The sequence below is a fragment of the Comamonas sp. genome (assembly GCF_009360615.1).
Classification (GTDB): Bacteria; Pseudomonadota; Gammaproteobacteria; order Burkholderiales; family Burkholderiaceae_C; genus Comamonas.
In genome coordinates this window covers 17,532-38,605 of sequence record NZ_SPEY01000061.1, presented here as the reverse complement: position 1 = coordinate 38,605, position 21,074 = coordinate 17,532, and the positions used below count along the sequence as shown (strand labels likewise).

Genomic DNA, 21,074 nt, shown 5'->3' with positions numbered 1-21,074 from the left:
ACCGCTATGTCTCAGAGGCTCGCGTGCTGATTCAGCGCACCGACATGGCAGCTTCGCAGGCCATGGATTTCAGCTCGCTCTTGGCTGGCGGAGATGGAATCTCGCGTGCCGATCAGATGCTGCTGCGCGATCGGTTGCTGTCGGTCGACATGTTGCTGCAACTGGACAAGGAGCTGAACCTGCGCGAGCACTACAGCGGCCACGACCATGACGTGCTGTCGCGCATGTTCTTCCATGACGCGTCTCTGGAATTCTTTCACCGGCATTTTCTCTCGCGCATCAGCGTGGAATATGACGAGTACGCGGGTGTGCTGGTCATCCAGGCCCAGGCCTATGACGCCGAAATGGCCCGCAAGATCACCAGCGCACTGCTGCATGAGGGCGAGCGTTACATGAATACGCTGGGCCACCAACTGGCCCAGGAGCAGGTGAACTTTCTCGAAAAGCAGGTCAAAGTGCGCGGTGAGCATGCGCTGGACGCGCGCCAGCGTGTTTTGGCCTTCCAGAATGCCAAGGGTTTGATCTCCCCTCAGTCCGCTGCCGAGAATCTGGCGGGTGTGGTCAACAAGCTGGATGAGCAACTGACCGAACTCAGCGCGCGCAAGACGGCGCTGCTCGGCTATCTGGCCCCGACGGCACCTGCGGTCGTGGAGGTCGATTTGCAGATCCAGGCCGTGGAAAAGCAGATCAAGACGGAAAAAGCCCGGTTGACCAGTGCCAAGGGGCAGTCGCTGAACAAGACCGTTGAGGAATACCAGCGCCTGGAGCTTGAGGCGCAGTTCCAGCAGGATGCCTACAAAAGTGCCCTGGTCGCACTGGAAAAGGGCCGGGTGGAGGCAACGCGCACCTTGAAGAAGGTGCTGGTGCTGCAAAGCCCGTCGATGCCGGAATACCCTCTGCGCCCCCGCCGCCTCTACAACATCGCCACCTTTATTCTGGGGGCCTTGCTGCTGGCCGGCCTGGTGCAATTGCTGGTGTCCATCGTGCGCGATCACCGCGACTGATTTTTGATTTTTTCGAGTTTTATCATGCAACGTTTTATCGCGCGTACCTGTGTCGGCCCGGCAGTCGCGGTGCTGCTGGCCGGTGTAGTTCCGGTCCAGGCACAGGTTTCCCAAAATGGCTCCAGCGCGGATGCATCGGCATCCAGTGTTGATCCCTTCCAGATCAATCAGGCCTTGGGTTTGCTGCCTTCTGGTGCCGCCTCCGGCGACGCATCGGCAAGTCGCTCTGCCGCTGTGGTGCCCATGCAGGCCCCCGTGCTGCCGCAAGCCCCCCAGACCGCCGATTACACCGCCAACCTCAGCAGTGATGTCTTTGGTGCAAACCTGTTTACCGGCAATTTTGCGCGTGCCGGGGCAACCCAGTTCAACCCGGATTATCTGGTGGCGGTGGGCGACCGCATTCATTTACGGTTGTGGGGCGGCTTTACCTTTGACAGCGTGGCGGCCGTGGACCCGCAAGGCAATATCTTTCTGCCCCAGGTCGGGCCGATCAAGGTGCTGGGCATTGCCAACAAGAACCTGCAGCAGCAGGTGGAAGCCGCCGTGCGCCGCGTGTTCCGCGCCAATGTGTACAGCTACGCCAGCCTGGCGGCCGCGCAGCCGGTGCGCATCTTTGTGGGCGGCAATGTCATGCGTCCGGGCCTGTACAACGGCACCAGCATGGACAGCCTGCTCAACTACCTGGATCAGGCGGGCGGTATCGACCCCGAGCGCGGCAGTTTCTTGACCGTGCAGGTCAAGCGAGGCAGCTCGGTACGAGCCACCTTCAATCTCTACGACTTTCTGCTCAAGGGCCAGTTGCCGCTGCTGCAGCTCAATGATGGCGATGTGATTTTTGTCCCACCGATTGCCAATCGGGTGCGCGTTTCGGGCCTTGTGAATAACGCCAAGCGCTTTGAGTTTGCCCAGGGCTCTGAAACCGTTGCCCAGTTGATGCAACTGGCCAAGCCACAGGCCCAGGCCACCCATGTGCGCATTGCGCGCAATACCGGTACCGTGAAGAACACCGAGTACTACCCGCTGCAGGAGGCCAATGCACTGGTACTGCAGAACGGTGATGAGCTGGAATTCACTGCCGACAAGAAGCCCGGCACCATTACCGTGCGCGTCGAAGGCGAGCATATGAATTCACAGGAATATGTGCTGCCGTATGGAACTCGACTGGGGGCGCTGATGCAGGGCATTCAGACCTCGGCAGATGCCGAGCCTGAAAGCATTCAATTGTTCCGCCAAAGCGTGAAGGATAGGCAGAAGGAAATGCTGGCTACCAGCCTGCGCAGCCTTGAGACTGCTTTGCTTACCGCTCGCAGCGGTAGTGTCGATGAGGCACGCTTGAGACAGGAAGAGGCAAACCTGACCTTGCAATGGGTGGAACGCGCCAAGAAGGTGGAGCCCACCGGCCAGGTGCAGATTGCCCAGGCGGCCCAGCGCGACAATATGTTATTGGAAAACGGCGATGTGATTCGCATACCGCGCAAGGACGGCCTGGTTCTGGTCAGCGGGGAAGTTCTTTTTCCCAATGCCGTGGCATTTGATGGCTCTTTGAGCCTCAAGGAATATATCGACCGCGCTGGCGGATTTACCCAATCCGCAGACAACGCCCGCGTAGTGGTTGCCCATCGCGATGGTGCGTTCCAGCAGGTTGATACCAGCAAGCTGTTTGCTGATGCCTCTATCAAGGCCGGTGATCAGATTCTGGTATTGCCACGGGTTGATGAGAAAAAGCGCCAGTTCTGGAAGGACATGACTCAGATCATGTACCAGATTGCCATCAGCGCAAAAGTTGTGTTTGGTCTGTGAATATTTCGAGTTGTGAATCTATGAAAGCCCTGTACATCCTAGAGCCCGCTATCGAGCTGGGAAATCCCGAGTTTCGCTTCGCCACTCTGCGTAGCTCACTTGTTCATCAGATTAAAGCGCTGCGCTCCAATGGCGCTGAAACCCACCTGATTGCTGGCGAGGCTGTGGCCAGTCGCGCGATGCAGGATGGGTATTTGGAAGAGCTTAACTCTGTTTCTGCAATTGACCACTTCGAATGGACACAGGGCGAGAACTCCTTTGAGCGCTCTATGCGCCATCAAAGCAAGAATTACAAAGAAGGAGAAGTTGAACGTCTGCGCAAAATCATTGAGGCGCAACTGCCGAGTGATTTCTCGCCAGACATCATCTTTGTTTGGGAGTCGCCGATGTACTTCTTGGAAGAGATATTCCCAGGGGTGAAGATCATCTACCAGATGCCCGGCTTCTTCTCACGATCTCCTTTTCCGGAACTGGTCAAATTTGATAATGGCCTTTTGGATAAGGCTTCTGATGCCGTTTGCATTGAAGGCAAGCAGCCTCATGTGGACGAGGCGTTGGAGCAACTGCGCTCCCAGGACAAGAGCTTTTTCCAGTCTTTGAACCTTGTCGAACCACTGGTCAGCGGAATTAAGCATAAGTTCCAAGGACTGGTGCTATTACCGCTTCAAATCGATCATTACTTCATGGTCGACTACCTGCTTCAACGTAGAAGTCAATTCGACATCGTATTGGATTTGCTGCAGAAAACTCCATCGAATATTGGGGTTCTGGTAACTAATTATTGGTCTGGCAATTTGCGCAGCGCTGTGCTGAGCGCAGAAAATGTCCGCTATTTGCGCAATAAGTTCAGCAATTTTGTCTACATCGAGAAGTTCAATACTATCCAGACAGTGTCACAGTTGCTGCTGCCGCTGGTGGATGGGGTCTACACCATATCCTCCTCAGTGGGGTACCAAGCGGCTTACTGGGGCAAGCCGGTGTTCTCCGTGGGTGCCAGCCATATCACCAAGTACAACACGGCAGCTCACCTTGAGGACTTTTTGCATCAGGTGGCAAAAAATATCAGTTTTTACCAGGATGACCTGATTAAGCGAGACATCTTAGGCTCTCACTTTCCCGCAGAGTGGATCAAGGACAAGCCCGGGCATTTCACCGCGTGGATTGAAGCGTTCACCAGCCCGACCCAATCCAGCCCTTGGACCTCTGATTCCCAGTTTTTGCAAGACTTTACGGCTTTGCGTCGCGAGCAGGCTTATCTACGTCATTCAGGTTTCGAAAAAACAATTAATGGGGCGCACACACTGACGCACTGTGCCGACCTCTCTGCACAGATTCGCAAGCACGACATCATATCGTTTGATATTTTCGATACCTTGTTGTTTCGTCCATTCAAACGTCCGTCGGACATGTTCGATTTCATGGCGGAAGATGCCGCCAAGCTGATCCGTCGTAACGATCTTCATTTCAAGGATGTTCGTCGGCAGAGTGAAAAACTTGCCTTCGAAGCGGCCATTGGCCGCGAAGAAGGGGAGACCCACATTGATGAAATTTATGAGCATTTCCAGGTTTTGACGGGATGTAGTTTTGAAGAGGCTGAACAGGTCAAGGCATTGGAAATGCAACTGGAATATGACCTGCTCTATGAACGAAAGAGTGCCCGAACTGCATTTAATCAAGCTGTCAGCATGGGAAAGCGGGTCATTGTCATTTCCGACATGTACCTGCCTCAGGAGTTTTTAGAGAAAATTCTCCTGAAAAATGGCTATCAAGGCTATGAGCGTATTTTTGTTTCAAGCCAGGTAAAGCAGAAAAAACATAGTGGTCGCTTGTTCGATCATGTGCTCAAGGAGTTAGGAGTTCCAGCTGCGTCGATTTTGCATGTTGGTGACAATCTTCAAGCTGATGTGATAAAAGCCAAAGAGAGGGGTATTAAGCCTTTCCACTTGGTTAAGGCTTCAGAGGTCTTCGAGAAGAGCGATTCCTATAAATCCATCTGGAGTCGCGATGAGGAGCGCCATAGTTTGGACGCTCAAATGCTGATTGCGATGGTGGGAAATACATTGCATGACAACCCTTATTTGCCGAGCCGCCGTGGAACTTTGTTCAGTGGAGATGCCTGGAGACTAGGTTACTATGGCTTCGGCATGTTCCTGTTAGGTTATGCCAAATGGATCATGGAGCAAGCTATTCGCGACAAAATGGATCGGTTGTACTTTCTATCGCGTGATGGCCTGATCATGAAGAAGGCCTACGATCTGTTGGCCAAGCATTACCCCAATGCTCCAAAAAGCCACTACCTGCTCTGCTCTCGTCGGGCGGTGAATCTGGCCAAGATCAAAGATGAATCCGGCATTATCGACTTGTTGAATGTGGACTATGCGCAGACATCGATGAGCCATCTGCTCAATGCACGCTTTGGTCTCAAGGACAGCGATGTGGATACAGACTTGCTTAAGCAGCACGGGTTGGCACTCGACTCGCGTGTGAATGCCAAGCATCGCCCTGTGCTCAAGGAAATCCTGCTTGCCCACAAACAGAAGATCTTTGCCATTGCCCAGCGTGAGCGCGAAAACTATCTCCAATACCTGGAAGATGAAAATTTGTTCGGAAATGGAAGCGTTGCCATCGTCGATATCGGCTATGCAGGTACCATGCAAGAGTCGCTTTACGAACTGACGGACCGTCGTAAGCCGATTCAAGGGTATTACTTGATGACTTTTCGTCAGGCATTACAGCGTGTGGAGAAGAAAGGCTTGTCTGCCAAGGCGTATCTGGCCAACTTTGTTGATCGTCACGATACCTTTCATCCATTCTGCAAATTTGTTCCTTTGTACGAAACTCTATTTTCCAACACAGAAACTACGTTTCTCAAGATGGAAAAGGACTGGAATGGTGCACTAAAGCCGGTTCATATGAACCGTTTCCCGCAGGAAGAAACACGTGAGAACGTGGTGACACGGGTACATGCCGGTGCGTTGGAGTTTATTGATGTCGCAAGCACTGTTTTTGGGCTATGGCTGCATAAAATCGATATTGAGCCAAATAAATCTATGCGCGTGCTTGATTGCTATTTCAGTACTCCTCACCCCATAGATATAAAAATAATGAAAGGCGTAGTTTTTGAGGATGCTTATGGTGGTGCTGGATTGAAAATTATTCTCCCGAATGATACTCAAGCGTCCCTGAATTGCGTCTGGAAGAATGCTCAGAAAATTTTGAATAGTGGAGCTGTTGTTCCGGAGAAAAAACCTGTTGCTGTTAAATCAATAAGAAATCGATATTTGGATATTGTATTTTTAAGAATTCTAAATGGTCGAAAGAAAGAGAAATATATTAAAGATCCCCAGGCATTTTTTAATGATTCTAAGTATTCTTTTTTAAGAATGGTTGGTAAAAATTATTTTGCATGATGTGGAGGGGATATGAAAAAATTCTTACGTACTGATCCTTTAGTTGATGTCATCAAAGAATATTATCAAAAATTATTATATTCTCAGATTGATCGGAGTGATGTACTAGCAATATGGGCTGATAAATCGAGAAATGTATTTGAGAGAGTTTCTGCATCTTTAAGATTAATAGATTTTGACTCATCTAATGTGAAAGGATATTTGGACTCCTATGATCTTTTGTATTCATTAGGGTTTGATGGTGACTCTTTAGATATTCTTCATGCATATTTGAATAGAAATGGATTTCATCCGTTAGTTGCAAGCAGGCTATTTGTTAGATATGTAAACTCGTGTCAGTTAGGTCGAGCTGTAAGATTTTTTGATAGCTATAGTGATTTAATAATTGAAGATGCGAAGTTAAATGAAAAGACTAGGCAAACTCTGATTTCTCTTTTTAGTGAGGTTGGTGACTTCAGCAGGCTTGCTCTTATAGGTGTTTCGTTTGAGGATACATGGAAGGCTGAGAGAATCCGCATTGTTAATGAGCTAAATTTATTGTCTTTAGATGAACAATTAGATTTTATTTTTAAGAGGATAGATGAAGGGCGATATGAGGAGGCGGATTGGGCAATATGGTCTGCTTATTCGATGGGGAGCAGGCAGCATGGATTTTATGAGCGATTGACCTGTGTCTTGCCTTATGAGACTGCGTCTTCTCGGCGGGTGGCTGCCTTTTCGCATGAGGCATACAATCTATTTCCTACAGATTCAGGTTTTATTGACCTTGCTATCCAGGCTTCTCTTCATCGAGGCGAGCTTTATGAAGCGCAAATTATTGTCCTTAAATCACTTGCTTTGGGATGTAAATCTCGTGAGATAGCATTGCATGCATTGCGGATGCAAGCCCTTTCTGGTAGCTCTATTTCTTTTGGTTTGCATGGCGACCTCGATCAAGAAGTAGAAAAAGTGCTGTCTATTAACTCTATTAGAAGATGGGGGGCGTGGGACCAGCGGGTTAATGGTCTGTATGATGAATTAGGACTACCTGCAGGTGGAATGGGTAGTGATAAGATAATAAAAAAGAGTTTTAATTTTTACGTTCCTTCTCCCACGCCATCCGTCGCAATATGTATCTCTGGCCAAATTCGCGGAAACTTAGATGATCTTTCATCTAATATTAAAACTTTTAAAAAAAATGTAGATGCAGATGTTTATTTAGACACCTGGGATCAGGCATCCTTAACTTCTGTGAGATTTAGTACAGTCGAGCGTCTATTGGGGAGAGACTTAACAAATGTGTTGCCTTTTGAGGCGCGTTCTCGTGATGGGTTTAGAAGAATTTTACCAAATACTTTAGAGGCTCTTATATCGCCGGTTGGATATTCCGTTGATGAAGAGTCCTTAAAGAAGTGTTTCGATTTTGCGAGTATTCGTCTGGAGAGTGCAGGTGCTTTTGAGGATTTATGTTCATCGAAATTCCCAGGATTGCGTTTGCATGGAACGTTCAATCAAGCCAAAATGTTCTACAAAATATGGAGCAGTTTTGAGCAAGTAAAGGAGTTGGAGAAACGTTCCGGTCGGCCTTATGATGTGGTAGTGAGGATGCGACCTGATAATTTGATAGAGCTAGAGGGCCTTTCAAGCATTATTGAGTCCTGTGCCAAAGGAGTGGATATTGCTTACGTTAATTATTTGGTTAACTTAGGTATTGGTGATAGATTTGCTATTGGCTCAAGGTCTGCGATGGAGATTTATTCTTCGATATGGCCACTTATTTCATCTAAAAATAGTTTTATTTACAATAAAATTATTGATAGACGGGCGAATCTTGGTGCTGAAATATTAATGGGTAATCATCTTGCTGCATTTGGGGTGGATGTCGCTATTGTCAAACCAAAGAAAGACCTTTTTATCAATAAATCTCCAATTAATGTGATTGATATCAAAGATGCGATTGAGAAAGATAGCCGCCTTGATACTGGATTTTTGATAAAGGATTTCGAGAAATTTTATATTGATAGATCTAGTTTAAAAAATTTTGTTTTTTCTTAAAAAATTGATTGTTTATAATGATAATTATTACTATGGCAGGTCTCAGCAGTAGATTTTCTAAAGCTGGGTATCAAGTTCCGAAGTATGCTCTTGAGCTAGATGGTATTACTCTTTTTGAGTGGGCGGTTCGCTCATTTGAGCATTATTTTGATTGCGAGCACTTTCTCTTTGTGGTTCGTCCGGATAATTTTTCTCAGTCATTTGTTGAAAATGCGGTAAAAAAGCTCGGGATCCGTAGCTACGAAATCTTCTGCTTGGACCGTGATACGCGGGGACAAGCAGAAACAGCATATCTGGCATTGCAGTCTCATGGCGATGACTTTCCGATAACGGTATTCAATATCGACACCATTCGCTATGACTATCGCAAGCCAGAGTTCCTGTCCGAGTGCGATGGCTACCTGGAGGTGTTCCGTGGTGAAGGGGAGCACTGGTCGTTTGTGGAGCCGGGCCTCGATGCGTCGGTGACTCGCACGACGGAGAAGGACCGTATTTCCGACCTGTGCAGCGATGGGCTGTACTACTTCAAGAGTCAACAACAGTTTTGCAGTATTTTTGAGCAAGCTATCGCAGCCAATGAGCAGGTGAAGGGTGAGTTCTATATTGCGCCGTTATACAACCGTTTGATCGAGGCCGGGGGAGTGGTCAAGTACGAGGTAATCAGTCCGGAGCAGATCGATTTTTGTGGTACTCCAGACGAGTATGAGGCATTGTTGAAAAAAAAGGCGCTGGCATGAAAAGAATCGTGATGGATCTGGATGAGACCATTTGCTCTACCGTGAATGGCGATTATGCCAACTCCATACCCAAGCCGGATGTAATAGAGCGCATGCGTGAATTCAAGGCGCAGGGATTTGAGATCGTGATCAGCACGAGCCGCAATATGCGCACGTATGAAGGCAATGTTGGCAAGATCAATGCCAATACACTGCCGATTATTGTCGGCTGGCTGGATAAGCACAAAGTGCCGTATGACGAGATATATACTGGAAAGCCTTGGTGTGGAACCGATGGTTTTTACGTGGATGATCGAGCTTTGCGGCCTGACGAGTTTGTGCAGTTGTCCGTGGAGGATATTCGGAAGCTGGTGGGGATCAAGAGATGATCGTCATCAACTCTGCCGCTTATGTAGTGCCGGAGTTCCGGAATGAGCTAGGAGCAATTCCTCCTTGCTTGCTGCCATTGGGAAATCAAAAGCTATTGCAGCATCAGGTGCGCGTCCTGCGGCGTTTTGAGGGTGAGCGCATTGTTGTGTCCTTGCCTTCCAGCTATGAGTTGACGCTTGACGAACGTGATTTGCTGGAAACGCTGAAGGTTGAGCTGGTAGCTGTACCGGATGGCTTTTCTCTGGCCGAGGCTTTGACCTATGTGCTCAATATTGCTGCCAATGGCGAGCATGGACTGCGTTTGCTGCATGGAGATACGCTGATTCTGGATTTGCCGCAAGCACTGGACGTTGTAGCGGTGGGACATTCAAGGGGTGACTACGACTGGGAGGTTGAGTCACATGAGGAGGGGCAGGTAGCTGACACTTTGGTGTGGTCAGGTTTTTTCGCATTTTCCAGCCAGCGGGAATTTTTGCGGGCTTTGGCGCTGAGCCGCGGTAATTTTGTGAAGGCAGTAAGACTGTACGGCCACACGCAATCCTTGACTGCAGTATCTTGCGAAGAGTGGTTCGATCTTGGGCATGTGAATACCTATTTCTCCTCGCGCTCCAAAATCACCACTCAGCGTTCATTCAATGCCTTGAAGATCAGTGAGGGCGTGCTGTACAAGACAGGCGTTCCTCCGGAAAAAATCGAAGCAGAAGAGCGATGGTTCAAGACCGTTCCGTTGGCGGTCAAGAAGTACACTCCCCATCTTCTGGATGCTGGAGCGCAGCCCGATGGTGGGCGCTTTTACGCATTGGAATATCTACCCTATTTGCCGCTGAACGAACTGTTTGTACATGGGCGCAACTCCGTTGACTTCTGGGTGCAGAAGTTTGCGTTGCTCAAGAAGTTTTTTGCGGATGCTCGCCAGGCTTGTCAGCTTGAGTCTTGCGCGCATGAGGATGTGTTGCGCGACGCAGTATCTCTGTACGAAGAGAAGACTGTGGCCAGACTGCGCAAGTACGAACAGGAGACGGGGTTTTCTCGTGATGCTGTGATTGCCAAGTATCAAGGGAAGCCATTGACGGTGGCTCAAGTCGTGCAGCATTGCGTAGGTCGTGCACTAACCATGCCCGTGGCTCCTTCCGTTCTTCATGGGGATTTGTGCTTTAGCAATATCTTGTTCGACTCACGTTCAGAGCGTCTAAAAGTCATTGATCCACGAGGCCTTAATTTCAAAGGGGACTTCTCGATTTATGGAGATCAGAAGTATGACTTGGCCAAATTGGCGCATTCGGTGATTGGTCTATACGACTTCATCATTGCAGGGCGCTATGCGATTGATTCGGATGCGGATGGCTATGACTGCATTCGATTCGAAATTGATCAGCGACTGGCAGCTGCGCAGAAAGTATTCCTGGACGTTCCCTTTATCGACGGTGTGCCAGTCCGAGAAGCCATGCCCCTGGTTGTATTGCTATTTCTCTCGATGCTGCCCTTGCATGACGATCGGCCAGATCGCCAGAAGGCCATGTTGCTGAATGCAGTGCGTTTGTATAAAGAGTTTTTTTGATCATGAATTTTGAAAAATCCCCTCTATCTAACTCGTCAAAATTTGTACTTTTTGGCGGCATCAATGTACTTGAGGATTTAGATTTTGCCTTGAGGTGCGCTGCGCACTACGTGGAAGTCACCGCAAAATTGGATATTCCTTATGTCTTTAAGGCTAGCTTCGACAAAGCCAATCGATCTTCCATTCATTCCTACCGTGGCCCAGGTCTGGAAGAAGGTTTAAGGATTTTTGAAGCGGTAAAGAAAGAATTTGGCGTTCCGGTGATTACCGACGTGCATGAACCCTGGCAGGCGGCTCCCGTAGCGGAAGTGGTGGACGTATTGCAGCTGCCGGCCTTTCTGGCTCGCCAGACCGATCTGGTGGTGGCCCTGGCCAAGACCGGCAAGCCCATCAATATCAAGAAGCCGCAGTTTTTGAGCCCTTCTCAGGTGCTCAATATCGTCGAGAAGTTCAAGGAAGCCGGCAACGACCAGCTCATGCTGTGCGACCGTGGCACCTGCTTTGGCTACGACAACCTGGTGGTGGACATGCTGGGCTTTGGCGTGATGAAGAAGGTGACGGGTGATTTGCCCATCATCTTCGATGTGACGCATGCGCTGCAGCAGCGCGACCCTAACGCAGGCGCATCGGGGGGGCGTCGTCAGCAGATCGTGGACCTGGCCCGTGCAGGCATGGCAACAGGGCTGGCGGGCTTGTTCCTGGAGGCGCACCCCGATCCGAACCAGGCCAAGTGTGATGGCCCCAGTGCATTGCCGCTTGACAAGCTAGAGCCTTTCCTGGCCCAGGTCAAGGCCGTAGATGACTTGGTGAAGTCTTTCGAGCCGTTGGTGATTGACTGAACGGCGATAAATTGCGGCTTTCGCTGATTTTTTATAAAAATAGCTGCTATCGCCTATCTGATAAGCGTTAGTAGCTATTGTTTTTATATTTGGTAAATATGCAACATGCTCTGACGGAGCCCACTTCGGACGCTTGTTCCAGGGGCGGCGCTGGCCTAGGCACAGCAGTAGCTATTGTGATTCCGGCCCGCTATGGCTCGACCCGGTTGCCCGGCAAGCCTCTCGCCGATATTGCGGGCAAACCCATGATTCAGCATGTGTACGAGCGCGCATGCCAGGTTGCAGGTGTGCAGGCCGTGCTGGTCGCCACCGATGATGATCGCGTGGCGCAGGCCGTGCAGGCATTTGGCGGCCGCTGGGTAATGACATCCAAGGATCACCCGTCCGGCACGGATCGCCTGGCTGAGGTGATGGCTCAGGTTCCTGCAGACATCTATGTCAATCTGCAGGGTGATGAGCCGCTGGTGCGGCCCGGGGATGTGCAGCGATTGGTGGATGGCATGCTGGTTGATGCCAGCGTGGCTGTGGGAACGCTCTGCCATTCGATCAATGAGCAGGAGGCGCTGAACCCGAATACCGTGAAAGTGGTTCTGGCGGACAACGGGGATGCGCTGTACTTCAGCCGTTCGCCCATTCCGTATCCGCGTGATGCGCAGGAAGCCACCTATCTCAAGCATGTGGGCGTCTATGCCTATCGCCGTGAGGTGTTGGAGCGCTATTCCGGTTTGCCCCAGCCGATGACAGAGAAAGCTGAAAAGCTCGAACAGTTGCGCCTCATGGCTGCCGGTCTGAAGATCCGCGCCTATGCGGTGGAGCCTACAGGGCCTGGTGTCGATACGCCCGAGTGTCTGGAGCGCGTGCGCGCGCTGCTGGAAGGGCGTGAGCCAGAGTCGCAGCCGACGTTGGCAGATGTTCGCCTGGTGATTACCGATGTGGACGGGGTGCTGACCGATGGCGGACTGTTTTATGACGCTACTGGCGAGTGCCTGAAGCGCTTTCACGTGCGGGACGGCCTGGGTATGAAGCTGTTGGAAGAAAGCGGCGTGCGTGTGGCCGTGCTCTCCGGTCGTGACTCGGCCACGCTGCGCAAGCGCGTGGCCGATTTGGGCTTGACTCTGTGCATGCTGGGCGTCAAGGACAAGGCCGCTGCTTGTCGTGAACTGATGTCCCAGGCTGGAGTGCAGGCCGCGCAAACAGCCTGTATTGGCGACGACAGCATTGATTTGCCGGCCTTTGCGTCTTGCGGCCTGAGCTTTGCCGTACCTGATGCCCCGGTCTACGTACGCCAGGCAGCAAGCGGTGTGTTGCAGACCCCGGGCGGACAGGGTGCATTTCGTGAGTTGGCAGACGCCATCCTCTCCGCACAGGGCAAACAAGACGTGATCGGCTCCGCCCAAGGCTATGCAGGCGTGATGTCTGCCATGACTCAATGACGAACAGAGGGAAGTAGACACATGGACATGAAAGCGAAGAACGATGCGGCGGGCGATGCGTTGGCCATTGCGCAAGAAACGCTGGACATAGAGATCGAAGCACTGCGCCGTATGCGCTCGCGTATGGATGCCCGCTTCAACGAAGCGGTAGAGATGGTGTTGGCCATGCAGGGACGTGTGGTGGTGGTCGGCATGGGCAAGTCCGGCATCATTGGGCAGAAGATTGCTGCTACGCTCGCATCCACCGGAACGCCAGCCTTTTTTGTGCATCCGGGAGAGGCATTCCATGGCGACCTGGGCATGATCAAGCCCATCGATGTGGCGCTTCTGATTTCCAACTCGGGCGAGACGGAAGAAGTGCTGCGCATTCTCCCGTTCCTGGAGCATCAGAAAAACAGGATCATTGCGCTGACTGGCAAGATGGAGTCCACACTGGCACGCCATTCGCACGTGGTGCTGGATGTGGGGGTTGAGCGTGAGGCTTGCAAAAACAATCTGGCTCCTACCAGCTCCACCACCAATACATTGGCCATGGGCGATGCCCTGGCGGTGGCCTTGACGGTAAAGCGTGACTTCCAGCCAGAGGACTTTGCGCGCTTCCATCCCGGCGGCAGCCTGGGACGCCGTCTGCTGACACGCGTATGCGATGTCATGCAGAAAGGGCCGCTACCTGTATGTTCCCCCGATGCCTCGTTCCGCGATGTGGTGACCTCTATCACCTATGGCCGCATGGGTCTGACCTTGGTGATGGATGGCGAATTGCTGCGAGGCATCATCACGGACGGCGACTTGCGACGGGCGTTCGGTTCTCAGGATGATGTGAAACTTCTGAGTGCTCGACACATGATGTCGTCGAACCCTTTGACGATTGGTGAAGAGGTTCGTTTTGCGGAAGCCGAAGCCTTCATGAGGGAAAAAGAGGTGGGCGCTCTGGTTGTGAAGAATGGCGGAGGTCAAGTGACGGGCGTGCTTCAGATCTTCGGTCTGAAGGGCGAACCTTCTCCGGCAGTCTGATATGAGGTTCGGGATTCTCTCGAAGGGTATTGGCAGAATCCCTTTCCTTGATCGGTTGACGGGCGCTGATGTTTCGCGCCTTTCTTCCTGGCTCCGGCCGGATGTGGATGCTGTAGCAGGGTGGGGTCTGCGCCCCAGCACACGCAAGGCCATCGCTTATGCAGACAAGCACGGGCTGCCTTATGTGGCGCTGGAAGACGGCTTTCTGCGCTCCTTTGGCACCGGCGAGCATTTCCCGCCGCTGTCGCTGGTGGTCGATGACGCCGGCATCTACTACGACTGCACGCGTCCCAGTGCACTGGAGCGTTTGCTGAGCAGCGATGCCGATGTGCTGGCTGCGGATGCCGTGCAGGCGCGGCAGGCCCGCGAGCAACTGCTGTCCGCTGGGCTGAGCAAGTACAACCATGCTCCTGAGCTGCCCTCGGGAATGCTGCGCAGCGACGATGTTCAGCGGGTGCTGGTCGTGGACCAGACGGCGGGCGATATGAGCGTGGCAAAGGGCGGGGCGGATGCCGCTACGTTTGACGCCATGCTGGCCGCTGCGCTGGCCGAAAACCCGCGGGCCACGGTCTATGTCAAGACCCACCCCGAGGTGACTTCGGGTCGCAAGGGCGGCTATCTGACGGGCGTGCAGTCCGATGCCCGCACGGTGGTGCTGCGCAATGCCGTCAACCCGATGAGCCTGATTGCGCAGATGGACAAGGTCTATGTGGTCAGCTCGACCATGGGCTTCGAAGCCTTGCTGGCTGGCAAGCCGGTCGTCTGTTTTGGCGTGCCCTGGTATGCGGGCTGGGGCGTGACAGATGATCGGCAGCCGCAGCATGCTGCCATGCGGCGTCGCGCCGGTCGCCGACGCTCGGTGGACGAGTTGTTTGCAGCCGGCTATGTGCACTACACCCGCTATCTGAATCCCGAGACCCGGCAGCGCGGCAATGTACTGGATGTGATGGACTGGCTGGAGCGTCAGCGCAAGGCGGCTCAGCGCTTTGGCGGACGCATGATTGTGGTGGGCTTTCGACGCTGGAAGGCCGCGAACGTGAAGGCCATGCTGTCGCTGCATCCCGGCAAGGTCGTGTTCGTCAAGAACGCTGCGGCGGCCAGGGCTTTACGGCCTGCTGGTGAAGATTGCCTGGTCTGTTGGGGCCGGGTGCCGCCGGCAGGTGTGCAGGAGTTGGCGGATGCAGCGGGCGTGCGCCTGCTGCGCATGGAGGATGGTTTCGTCCGTTCGGTGGGCCTGGGCTCCGATCTGATCCCGCCGCAGTCCTTTGTGCTGGATGCCAAGGGCATTTATTTCGACCCGGGTCAGCCTTCGGAGCTGGAGGACTTGCTCAACACGCGGGCATTCACTGCGCAGGATCTGGAGCGCGCGCGCAATGTGCGTGCCTTTATCGTCGAGCATGGCATCACCAAGTACAACCTGGAGCCCCATCGCCCGGTGGACTGGTTCAACCATGACCGTCCGCAGGCCGGTCGGCAGGTGGTGCTGGTGCCGGGTCAGGTGGAAGACGATGCCTCCATTCGCTTTGGCTGCGATGCCGATGGCGTCTGCACGAATCTGGGTCTGATCCAGGCGGCGCGCGCTGCATTTCCTCATGCATTCATCGTCTTCAAGCCGCATCCCGATGTCAGCAGCGGCAATCGCAAGGGCCATGTCGAGCCGGCGGTGGCCTTGCAGCATGCGGACCATCTCGAACTGGGGGCGTCGGTGGTCAGCTGTATCGAGGCTTGCGACGTGGTGGTGACCATGACGTCGTTGACGGGCTTTGATGCCTTGTTGCGCGGCAAGCAGGTAGTGGTGCACGGGCGCCCGTTCTACGCCGGCTGGGGTCTGACGCAGGACTGCCTGCGCGTGCCGCGCCGCAGCCGCCCGCTGTCTCTGGATGAGCTGGTTGCGGGGGCGCTGCTGCACTACCCCTTGTACTGGGATCCGGTGCTCCGGGGCTATACCAGCTGCGAAGCGGTGCTCAGGCGCTTGCTGGAGCAGCGTACGGCCCTGGAGCAGTCTGGAGGCTTGCAGGGCTTGAAGTCCGGCTGGCTGAGGCGGCAATGGCGCAAAAGCGGGGTGCTGCTGCGCTCGATTTTGTCGGACTGGTGACACTTACCTTTTTTTGCATTTATTTTTCATCGATTTGTTGTCATCACGCAGTGATGTGCAGGAGGCGCGCTCGGTGAAACCCCTAAAATATCGGGGTCATGCTTCATGACGCCTCCATAGAAATACCAAGCGGCCTGACAACCCGCAGTCTCGTACGCATGAAGAACAAGAGTGGATTTGCGTCTAAACGTGTTTTGTTGCTACAAGGCCCGGTAGGGCCTTTTTTCTGGAACCTGGCCAAGGACTTGCGCTCGGTGGGGGCGACTGTATTCAAGTTCAATTTCAACGCCGGGGATTGGCTGTTCTATCCGCGCAAGGCTCATTCGTTCAAGGGCGACCTGGCGCAGTGGCCGGAGGTGCTGGAAGCCTTCATCGTCAGGCACCGGATCGATGCCGTGCTCTTGTTCGGAGATTGCCGGCCGGTCCATGCCTGCGTGCGCTCCATGACGGAGCGCCTGGGTTGCGCCTTCGGGGTGTTTGAAGAAGGCTATCTGCGGCCCGATCACATCACTTTCGAGCCCATGGGCGTCAACGGGCATTCGCATTTCGAAAAGAGGCTGGCCCTCTGGCTGAAACACAGGTCGAAGCAGGAGAATGCCCCATCGCGTTCTCATTCGAACGGGCCGGCCACGGAGTCCTGGAAGAAGGTCGGCAACTCTTTCTGGCACTCGGCCATGTGGGGCATGCTGTATTTCTTTGCAGCCTGGCTCGGGCAGTGGTTCTGGAACAATGCCCTGCATCACCGGAGCATGACCGTGCGCGATGCTCCCTGGTGGTGGCTCAGTTATCTGCGCAAGTTCTGGTATCGGCGCACGGAAAAGGATATCGAGGATCGCCTGCTGGGCGACCTGCGCAAGAAGTTCTTCCTGGCACCCCTGCAGGTCTACAACGATGCCCAGATCGTGGTTCACTCGAACTACGATTTCGTGACGGATTTCATCAATCACGTTCTGCATTCCTTTTCCCGGGCCCTGGCGATGGAGCGCAAGGACGGCGTGCCCGAAGGAGGGAAGTCGATTGCCGATGACGTGGTGGTTTTCAAGCACCACCCGATGGATCGCGGGCATCGAAACTACGCCAACATCATCCACCTTCTGGCGCGGCGCCATGGGCTGGAGGGCAAGGTGTTCTATATCCATGACCAGCATTTGCCCTCCCTGCTCAGGAACGCTAAGGGGGTGGTGCTGGTCAACAGCACGACCGGGCTTTCGGCCTTGGGTCATGGCGCTCCCGTCAAGGTCTGCGGCAACGCCTTGTATGACCTGGAAGGGTTGACCTACCAGGGCAGGATGCGGGACTTCTGGTTCCGGGCCCATCAGGCGGCTCCCGACCAGGAAATGCTCTCGCGCTTTCGCAAGGCCTTGATAGAGTGCACGCAGATCAACGGCAGCTTCTATCGTCGGCTGTCTTCGGTTTCGTGGCGTTGCGGCGCAGCGCTGGATGGTCAGATGGCCCAGCGCCTGTGGGGCGGTGGCTCCTCGGTGGATCCTCTGCTGTGGCCGCAGGAGCCCGGAGAGGCGACCCCTGCCTCCATGCCTGCCCATCAGGCCGATGCCATGCCTTCGATGCGGCAGGGGGTGGCCTCTGTCGAATAAGCCGTGGTATGGGGGATTCCGCTTTCCGGAGTGCAATGACTAGCAGCGACAAGACCATTTCATCCGAGCCTTCCCGCAAGACAGGGGAGGTCGAGCGCCTGGTGATATTCATGGGCGGCTTCGATCCGCGCGGTGCAAGGCACTATCACCAGCTGATGCGTACGGAATCGCGCAAGCAGCCGGCTGTTTCGGGAGATGGAAGGTACGAGATTGGCAGCAGGGAGAAATGGAGCGGGGGCGATGCTGCCCCCGGAAAATCGCTGCATTCCCGATGGCGGGTTGCCCAGGCGGACTCGGACGGGACGGCCGGGGCCGATTTTGTTTTTTTTGACTGGCATGACCAGGTCCGACTCCACTGGCCTCAGGGCCGGTTGGGGGTTTTTCGACAGGCCCTGGGGACCTATGTTTCCATCTGGAAGTTGAGGCGTTGGCTCGAACCCGTGCGGGAGCAGGCGCGCTTTACCTTGTGGGCGCTGATGTATCCGCTGGTCTATGTGCTGCTGGTGCTGCTGGCGGGCGTCGGCCTGGGCGCCTGTCTCGCCAAGCTATGGGATGGATTGCCGGTACCGGGTGCGCTCGCGCTGATGCTGGCGGTGGTCGCTGCCGTGGGCTGGGGCGGCCTGGTGCTGGACCGTTATCTGCACATCAGCTGGCTTTTGCGGATTCTGAACTTTGCCCATGCCAGTTCGGAGAAGGCTTTCCCCGAGCTGGAGGCACGTATCGAGGCGATGGCCGAGGATGTGGCGAAGGCCATGCAGCAGCAGCGCTGGCGTGAAGTGGTGGTGGTCGGCTTCAGTGTCGGCAGCGTGCAGGCTCTGAAGTTGACCCGGGCACTTCGCCGAAGGCTGGCCCAAAGTCCGCTATCCTTGGCCCCCTCGCGCAAGCCAGTGGTGAATCTGGTCACCCTGGGCAACTGCATTCCGCTGTTCGGGCTGTTTCCCGGCGCAGGTGCGTTGCGGCAGACCCTGCGCGAGATTGCCCTGGACGACGCGGTGTACTGGGCCGACATTTCTTCCCCCAGCGATAGCGTGTGTTTCGGCATGTGCGATGTGGTCGGGCTGTCGCTGCGCGAGGATGGGCAGACGAATCCGCCCCAAGCGGCCCGCTTCTTCGCCGCAGCCGGCAAGCGCCACCCCCAATGGGGGCTCAACCCGCAAGCGGTGTGTTCGCCACGCTTTCACAAGCTGTTTTTGCCGGCAACTTACCGTTGGTTGCGCAGGAACAAGATGCGCATGCATTTTCAGTATCTGATGGCCGGCGAAGTTGCCGGTGCCTATGACTATTTCGAATTGCTCACCAGCGCCGGTCCGATGCAAGACTATCTAGAGAGGAAATTGGTGCGATGAGTCGTTTCTGCCCCGTCTATCCCAAACCCCACCCCGAACAGACATCGAAGCTGCGCATGTTCTGGCATGCACGGCGTTCCTGGATGGATGCGTTGTTCGAGCGCAGCTACAGCATGCAGATGGGCGAAGTCCATCTGCCTGGCGTCGATCTCTACATGCTCAACGACACCCAGGAAGTCAAGAGAGTCATGCAGACCGAGGCGCAGCGGTTTCCCAAGAGCCATCTGCTGCATGCATCGCTGGAGCCTTTGCTGGGCGACAGCATCTTCACGACCAATGGCGAGCAGTGGCAGCGGCAGCGCACCATGATGAACCCGGCGTTTGCCCAGGCCCGGGTGAACGTCGCTTTCCCGCGCATGCTGGGGGCTGCGCAAGCGATGCTGGAGCGCCTGGATGCCGTGGACCAGACGCAGCCCTACGATATCGAGATCGAGATGACCCATGTCACCGCTGATATCATTTTTCGCACCATCTTCTCCACGCCGCTGCAGGGACCCGATGCGCATCGAATCTTCGAGGCCTTTGCCCGCTACCAGGCGCTGGCTCCCAAGCTCATGCTGCCGGCCCTGTTCGGGGTTCGCTGGCTGACCATGCCCTGGTATCGCTGGCAGAGCAACCAGGCCGCCCGGGAGATCCGCGGCCTGCTGCATGCCATGATCAAGCCGCGCTATGAAGCGCACCTGAAGGGCAAGGCCGAGGAGCAGGAGGATATTCTTGCCGCCTTCATGCAGGCCCGGGATCCGGACACCGGCGAGCCTTTCAACGAGGAAGAGCTGGTCAATCAGGTGGCCATGCTGTTTCTGGCCGGGCATGAAACGTCGGCCAGTGCGCTGACATGGGCCAGCTACCTGCTGTCCCAGTCTCCCGACATTCAGCAGCGTGCCTACGAGCAAGTGCTGGAGGTGGCTGGCGATCGTCTGCCGCAGCAGGCGGACATGAAAAGCTTCTCGCAGGTCTGGAATATCTTTCGGGAGACCTTGCGCCTGTTTCCGCCCGTGGGCTTCTTCGCCCGGGAGAACGTTCAATCCTGCCCCATCCGGGGCAAGCAACTGAAGGAGCGCAGCACGGTGGTGGTGGCCCCCTGGCTGCTGCAGCGCCACCGCAAATGGTGGCAGAACCCCGATGCCTTCGATCCCGATCGCTTTGACCGCGAGGAGGACAAGGAGGCCATCAAACACGCTTACATGCCCTTCAGCATGGGCCCGCGTGTCTGTCTGGGCGCTGCATTTGCCTTGCAGGAGGCGGTCCTGATTCTGGCCTGCCTGCTGCAGCGCTACGAAATCCTGCCCGCGCAAGGTCATGTGCCGCAGCCTGTGGGGCGTCTGACGATTCGCTCCGAAAATGGCGTTCGTATCAAGTTGCGCAAGAGAGAGGACGCATGAAGGAGCGCCTGGCAGGTTTTGTGTTGATGTGCGCCGTCGTCCCGCTGGCAGTGGTGGGCTGGCTGATTCTTTGCTGGGTCGGCCTGTTCGGCAAGACGGAGCGGGGCAGGGCCGGAGTGCGCGCGCTGGACCATTTCGTCAATGCCGCTGTGCTCAACGGCTATGCCTGGGAAAGCGTTTCATCGCACGCCTGGCGCGAACGCGAGAACAAGCGTTGGGCGCGCTGGGTCATCAGAATCACCGATCATTTCCAGAAGGATCACTGCATGCGCGCCAACAAGCGCGAGCAGCCCGTGGTGGATCTGATACTGAAAAAGGGCCTGCAGGGCCAGACGATCCGGTGAGCGCACGGCCTTCGCGCCCGGCCGGTTCGGGGTCTTACGCCTTATTACCCTTGATGTGGGCGACGGGTCAGCGGGAAGTGGCCCTGAGGCGTTAAGGACAGAAGCGTTTCCGGG

The 21,074-nt window shown here is 54.6% G+C and carries 15 protein-coding genes; all 15 read left to right on the top strand.

All coding sequences use genetic code 11. The features are described 5' to 3' along the window. Window positions 1-23 precede the first annotated feature (23 nt). The 15 genes from E2583_RS16680 (at window position 24) to E2583_RS16610 (ending at window position 20,960) form a co-directional block, all read left to right on the top strand. Window positions 24-1,004, top strand: a complete 981-nt coding sequence (locus E2583_RS16680) for a chain-length determining protein (protein WP_291597338.1) — start codon at window positions 24-26, stop codon at window positions 1,002-1,004. A 24-nt stretch (window positions 1,005-1,028) separates the two neighbouring features. Further along, window positions 1,029-2,804: a polysaccharide biosynthesis/export family protein gene (locus E2583_RS16675; RefSeq protein WP_291597337.1), complete on the top strand. Its 1,776-nt coding sequence runs from the start codon at window positions 1,029-1,031 to the stop codon at window positions 2,802-2,804. 20 nt (window positions 2,805-2,824) lie between these two features. After that, entirely contained in the window at window positions 2,825-6,214 is a 3,390-nt protein-coding gene (locus tag E2583_RS16670) for an HAD-IA family hydrolase (RefSeq protein ID WP_291597336.1), read from the top strand. Window positions 6,215-6,226: 12 nt separating this feature from the next. Then, window positions 6,227-8,248 carry a hypothetical protein gene (locus tag E2583_RS16665; protein WP_291597335.1) on the top strand — a complete coding sequence of 674 codons (2,022 nt, stop codon included), beginning with the start codon at window positions 6,227-6,229 and terminating at the stop codon, window positions 8,246-8,248. A 32-nt stretch (window positions 8,249-8,280) separates the two neighbouring features. Beyond that, window positions 8,281-8,985 (top strand): glycosyltransferase family 2 protein, encoded by a 705-nt coding sequence (locus E2583_RS16660; protein ID WP_291597334.1) that lies wholly within the window; start codon window positions 8,281-8,283, stop codon window positions 8,983-8,985. Continuing rightward, complete coding sequence (locus E2583_RS16655) at window positions 8,982-9,353, top strand: HAD-IIIC family phosphatase (RefSeq protein ID WP_034358173.1); 372 nt, start codon at window positions 8,982-8,984, stop codon at window positions 9,351-9,353. The genes E2583_RS16660 and E2583_RS16655 overlap by 4 nt, the downstream gene beginning before the upstream one ends. After that, window positions 9,350-10,912 (top strand): phosphotransferase, encoded by a 1,563-nt coding sequence (locus tag E2583_RS16650; RefSeq protein ID WP_291597333.1) that lies wholly within the window; start codon window positions 9,350-9,352, stop codon window positions 10,910-10,912. Before E2583_RS16655 ends, E2583_RS16650 begins: the two co-directional genes overlap by 4 nt. A 2-nt stretch (window positions 10,913-10,914) precedes the next feature. Beyond that, window positions 10,915-11,751, top strand: a complete 837-nt coding sequence (gene kdsA, locus E2583_RS16645) for a 3-deoxy-8-phosphooctulonate synthase (protein WP_291597332.1) — start codon at window positions 10,915-10,917, stop codon at window positions 11,749-11,751. Window positions 11,752-11,927: 176 nt separating this feature from the next. Then, window positions 11,928-13,184, top strand: a complete 1,257-nt coding sequence (kdsB, locus tag E2583_RS16640) for a 3-deoxy-manno-octulosonate cytidylyltransferase (protein WP_291597331.1) — start codon at window positions 11,928-11,930, stop codon at window positions 13,182-13,184. A gap of 27 nt (window positions 13,185-13,211) precedes the next feature. Beyond that, entirely contained in the window at window positions 13,212-14,198 is a 987-nt protein-coding gene (locus tag E2583_RS16635; protein WP_291597330.1) for a KpsF/GutQ family sugar-phosphate isomerase, read from the top strand. Window positions 14,199-14,301: 103 nt separating this feature from the next. After that, window positions 14,302-16,293, top strand: coding sequence for a capsular polysaccharide biosynthesis protein (locus E2583_RS16630; protein ID WP_291597329.1), 1,992 nt, complete (start codon window positions 14,302-14,304; stop codon window positions 16,291-16,293). A gap of 158 nt (window positions 16,294-16,451) precedes the next feature. Beyond that, a complete protein-coding gene (locus tag E2583_RS16625) occupies window positions 16,452-17,888 on the top strand; it encodes a capsular biosynthesis protein (protein WP_291597328.1) in 1,437 nt (478 codons plus the stop codon). Between the two features lie 35 nt (window positions 17,889-17,923). Next, window positions 17,924-19,234: a hypothetical protein gene (locus E2583_RS16620; protein WP_291597327.1), complete on the top strand. Its 1,311-nt coding sequence runs from the start codon at window positions 17,924-17,926 to the stop codon at window positions 19,232-19,234. Further along, window positions 19,231-20,616 (top strand): cytochrome P450, encoded by a 1,386-nt coding sequence (locus tag E2583_RS16615; RefSeq protein WP_291597326.1) that lies wholly within the window; start codon window positions 19,231-19,233, stop codon window positions 20,614-20,616. Before E2583_RS16620 ends, E2583_RS16615 begins: the two co-directional genes overlap by 4 nt. After that, window positions 20,613-20,960: a hypothetical protein gene (locus E2583_RS16610; RefSeq protein WP_291597325.1), complete on the top strand. Its 348-nt coding sequence runs from the start codon at window positions 20,613-20,615 to the stop codon at window positions 20,958-20,960. Before E2583_RS16615 ends, E2583_RS16610 begins: the two co-directional genes overlap by 4 nt. The last annotated feature ends 114 nt before the right edge of the window (window positions 20,961-21,074 follow it).

Excerpts from the sequence above, each read along its gene's own strand:
- E2583_RS16655 (WP_034358173.1), top strand. The coding sequence starts at position 8,982 with ATGAAAAGAATCGTGATGGATCTGGATGAGACCATTTGCTCTACCGTG.
- E2583_RS16620 (WP_291597327.1), top strand. The coding sequence starts at position 17,924 with ATGACTAGCAGCGACAAGACCATTTCATCCGAGCCTTCCCGCAAGACA.
- E2583_RS16660 (WP_291597334.1), top strand. The coding sequence starts at position 8,281 with ATGGCAGGTCTCAGCAGTAGATTTTCTAAAGCTGGGTATCAAGTTCCG.
- E2583_RS16635 (WP_291597330.1), top strand. The coding sequence starts at position 13,212 with ATGAAAGCGAAGAACGATGCGGCGGGCGATGCGTTGGCCATTGCGCAA.
- E2583_RS16665 (WP_291597335.1), top strand. The coding sequence starts at position 6,227 with ATGAAAAAATTCTTACGTACTGATCCTTTAGTTGATGTCATCAAAGAA.
- E2583_RS16610 (WP_291597325.1), top strand. The coding sequence starts at position 20,613 with ATGAAGGAGCGCCTGGCAGGTTTTGTGTTGATGTGCGCCGTCGTCCCG.
- E2583_RS16670 (WP_291597336.1), top strand. The coding sequence starts at position 2,825 with ATGAAAGCCCTGTACATCCTAGAGCCCGCTATCGAGCTGGGAAATCCC.
- E2583_RS16625 (WP_291597328.1), top strand. The coding sequence starts at position 16,452 with ATGAAGAACAAGAGTGGATTTGCGTCTAAACGTGTTTTGTTGCTACAA.
- kdsA (WP_291597332.1), top strand. The coding sequence starts at position 10,915 with ATGAATTTTGAAAAATCCCCTCTATCTAACTCGTCAAAATTTGTACTT.
- E2583_RS16675 (WP_291597337.1), top strand. The coding sequence starts at position 1,029 with ATGCAACGTTTTATCGCGCGTACCTGTGTCGGCCCGGCAGTCGCGGTG.
- E2583_RS16650 (WP_291597333.1), top strand. The coding sequence starts at position 9,350 with ATGATCGTCATCAACTCTGCCGCTTATGTAGTGCCGGAGTTCCGGAAT.
- E2583_RS16615 (WP_291597326.1), top strand. The coding sequence starts at position 19,231 with ATGAGTCGTTTCTGCCCCGTCTATCCCAAACCCCACCCCGAACAGACA.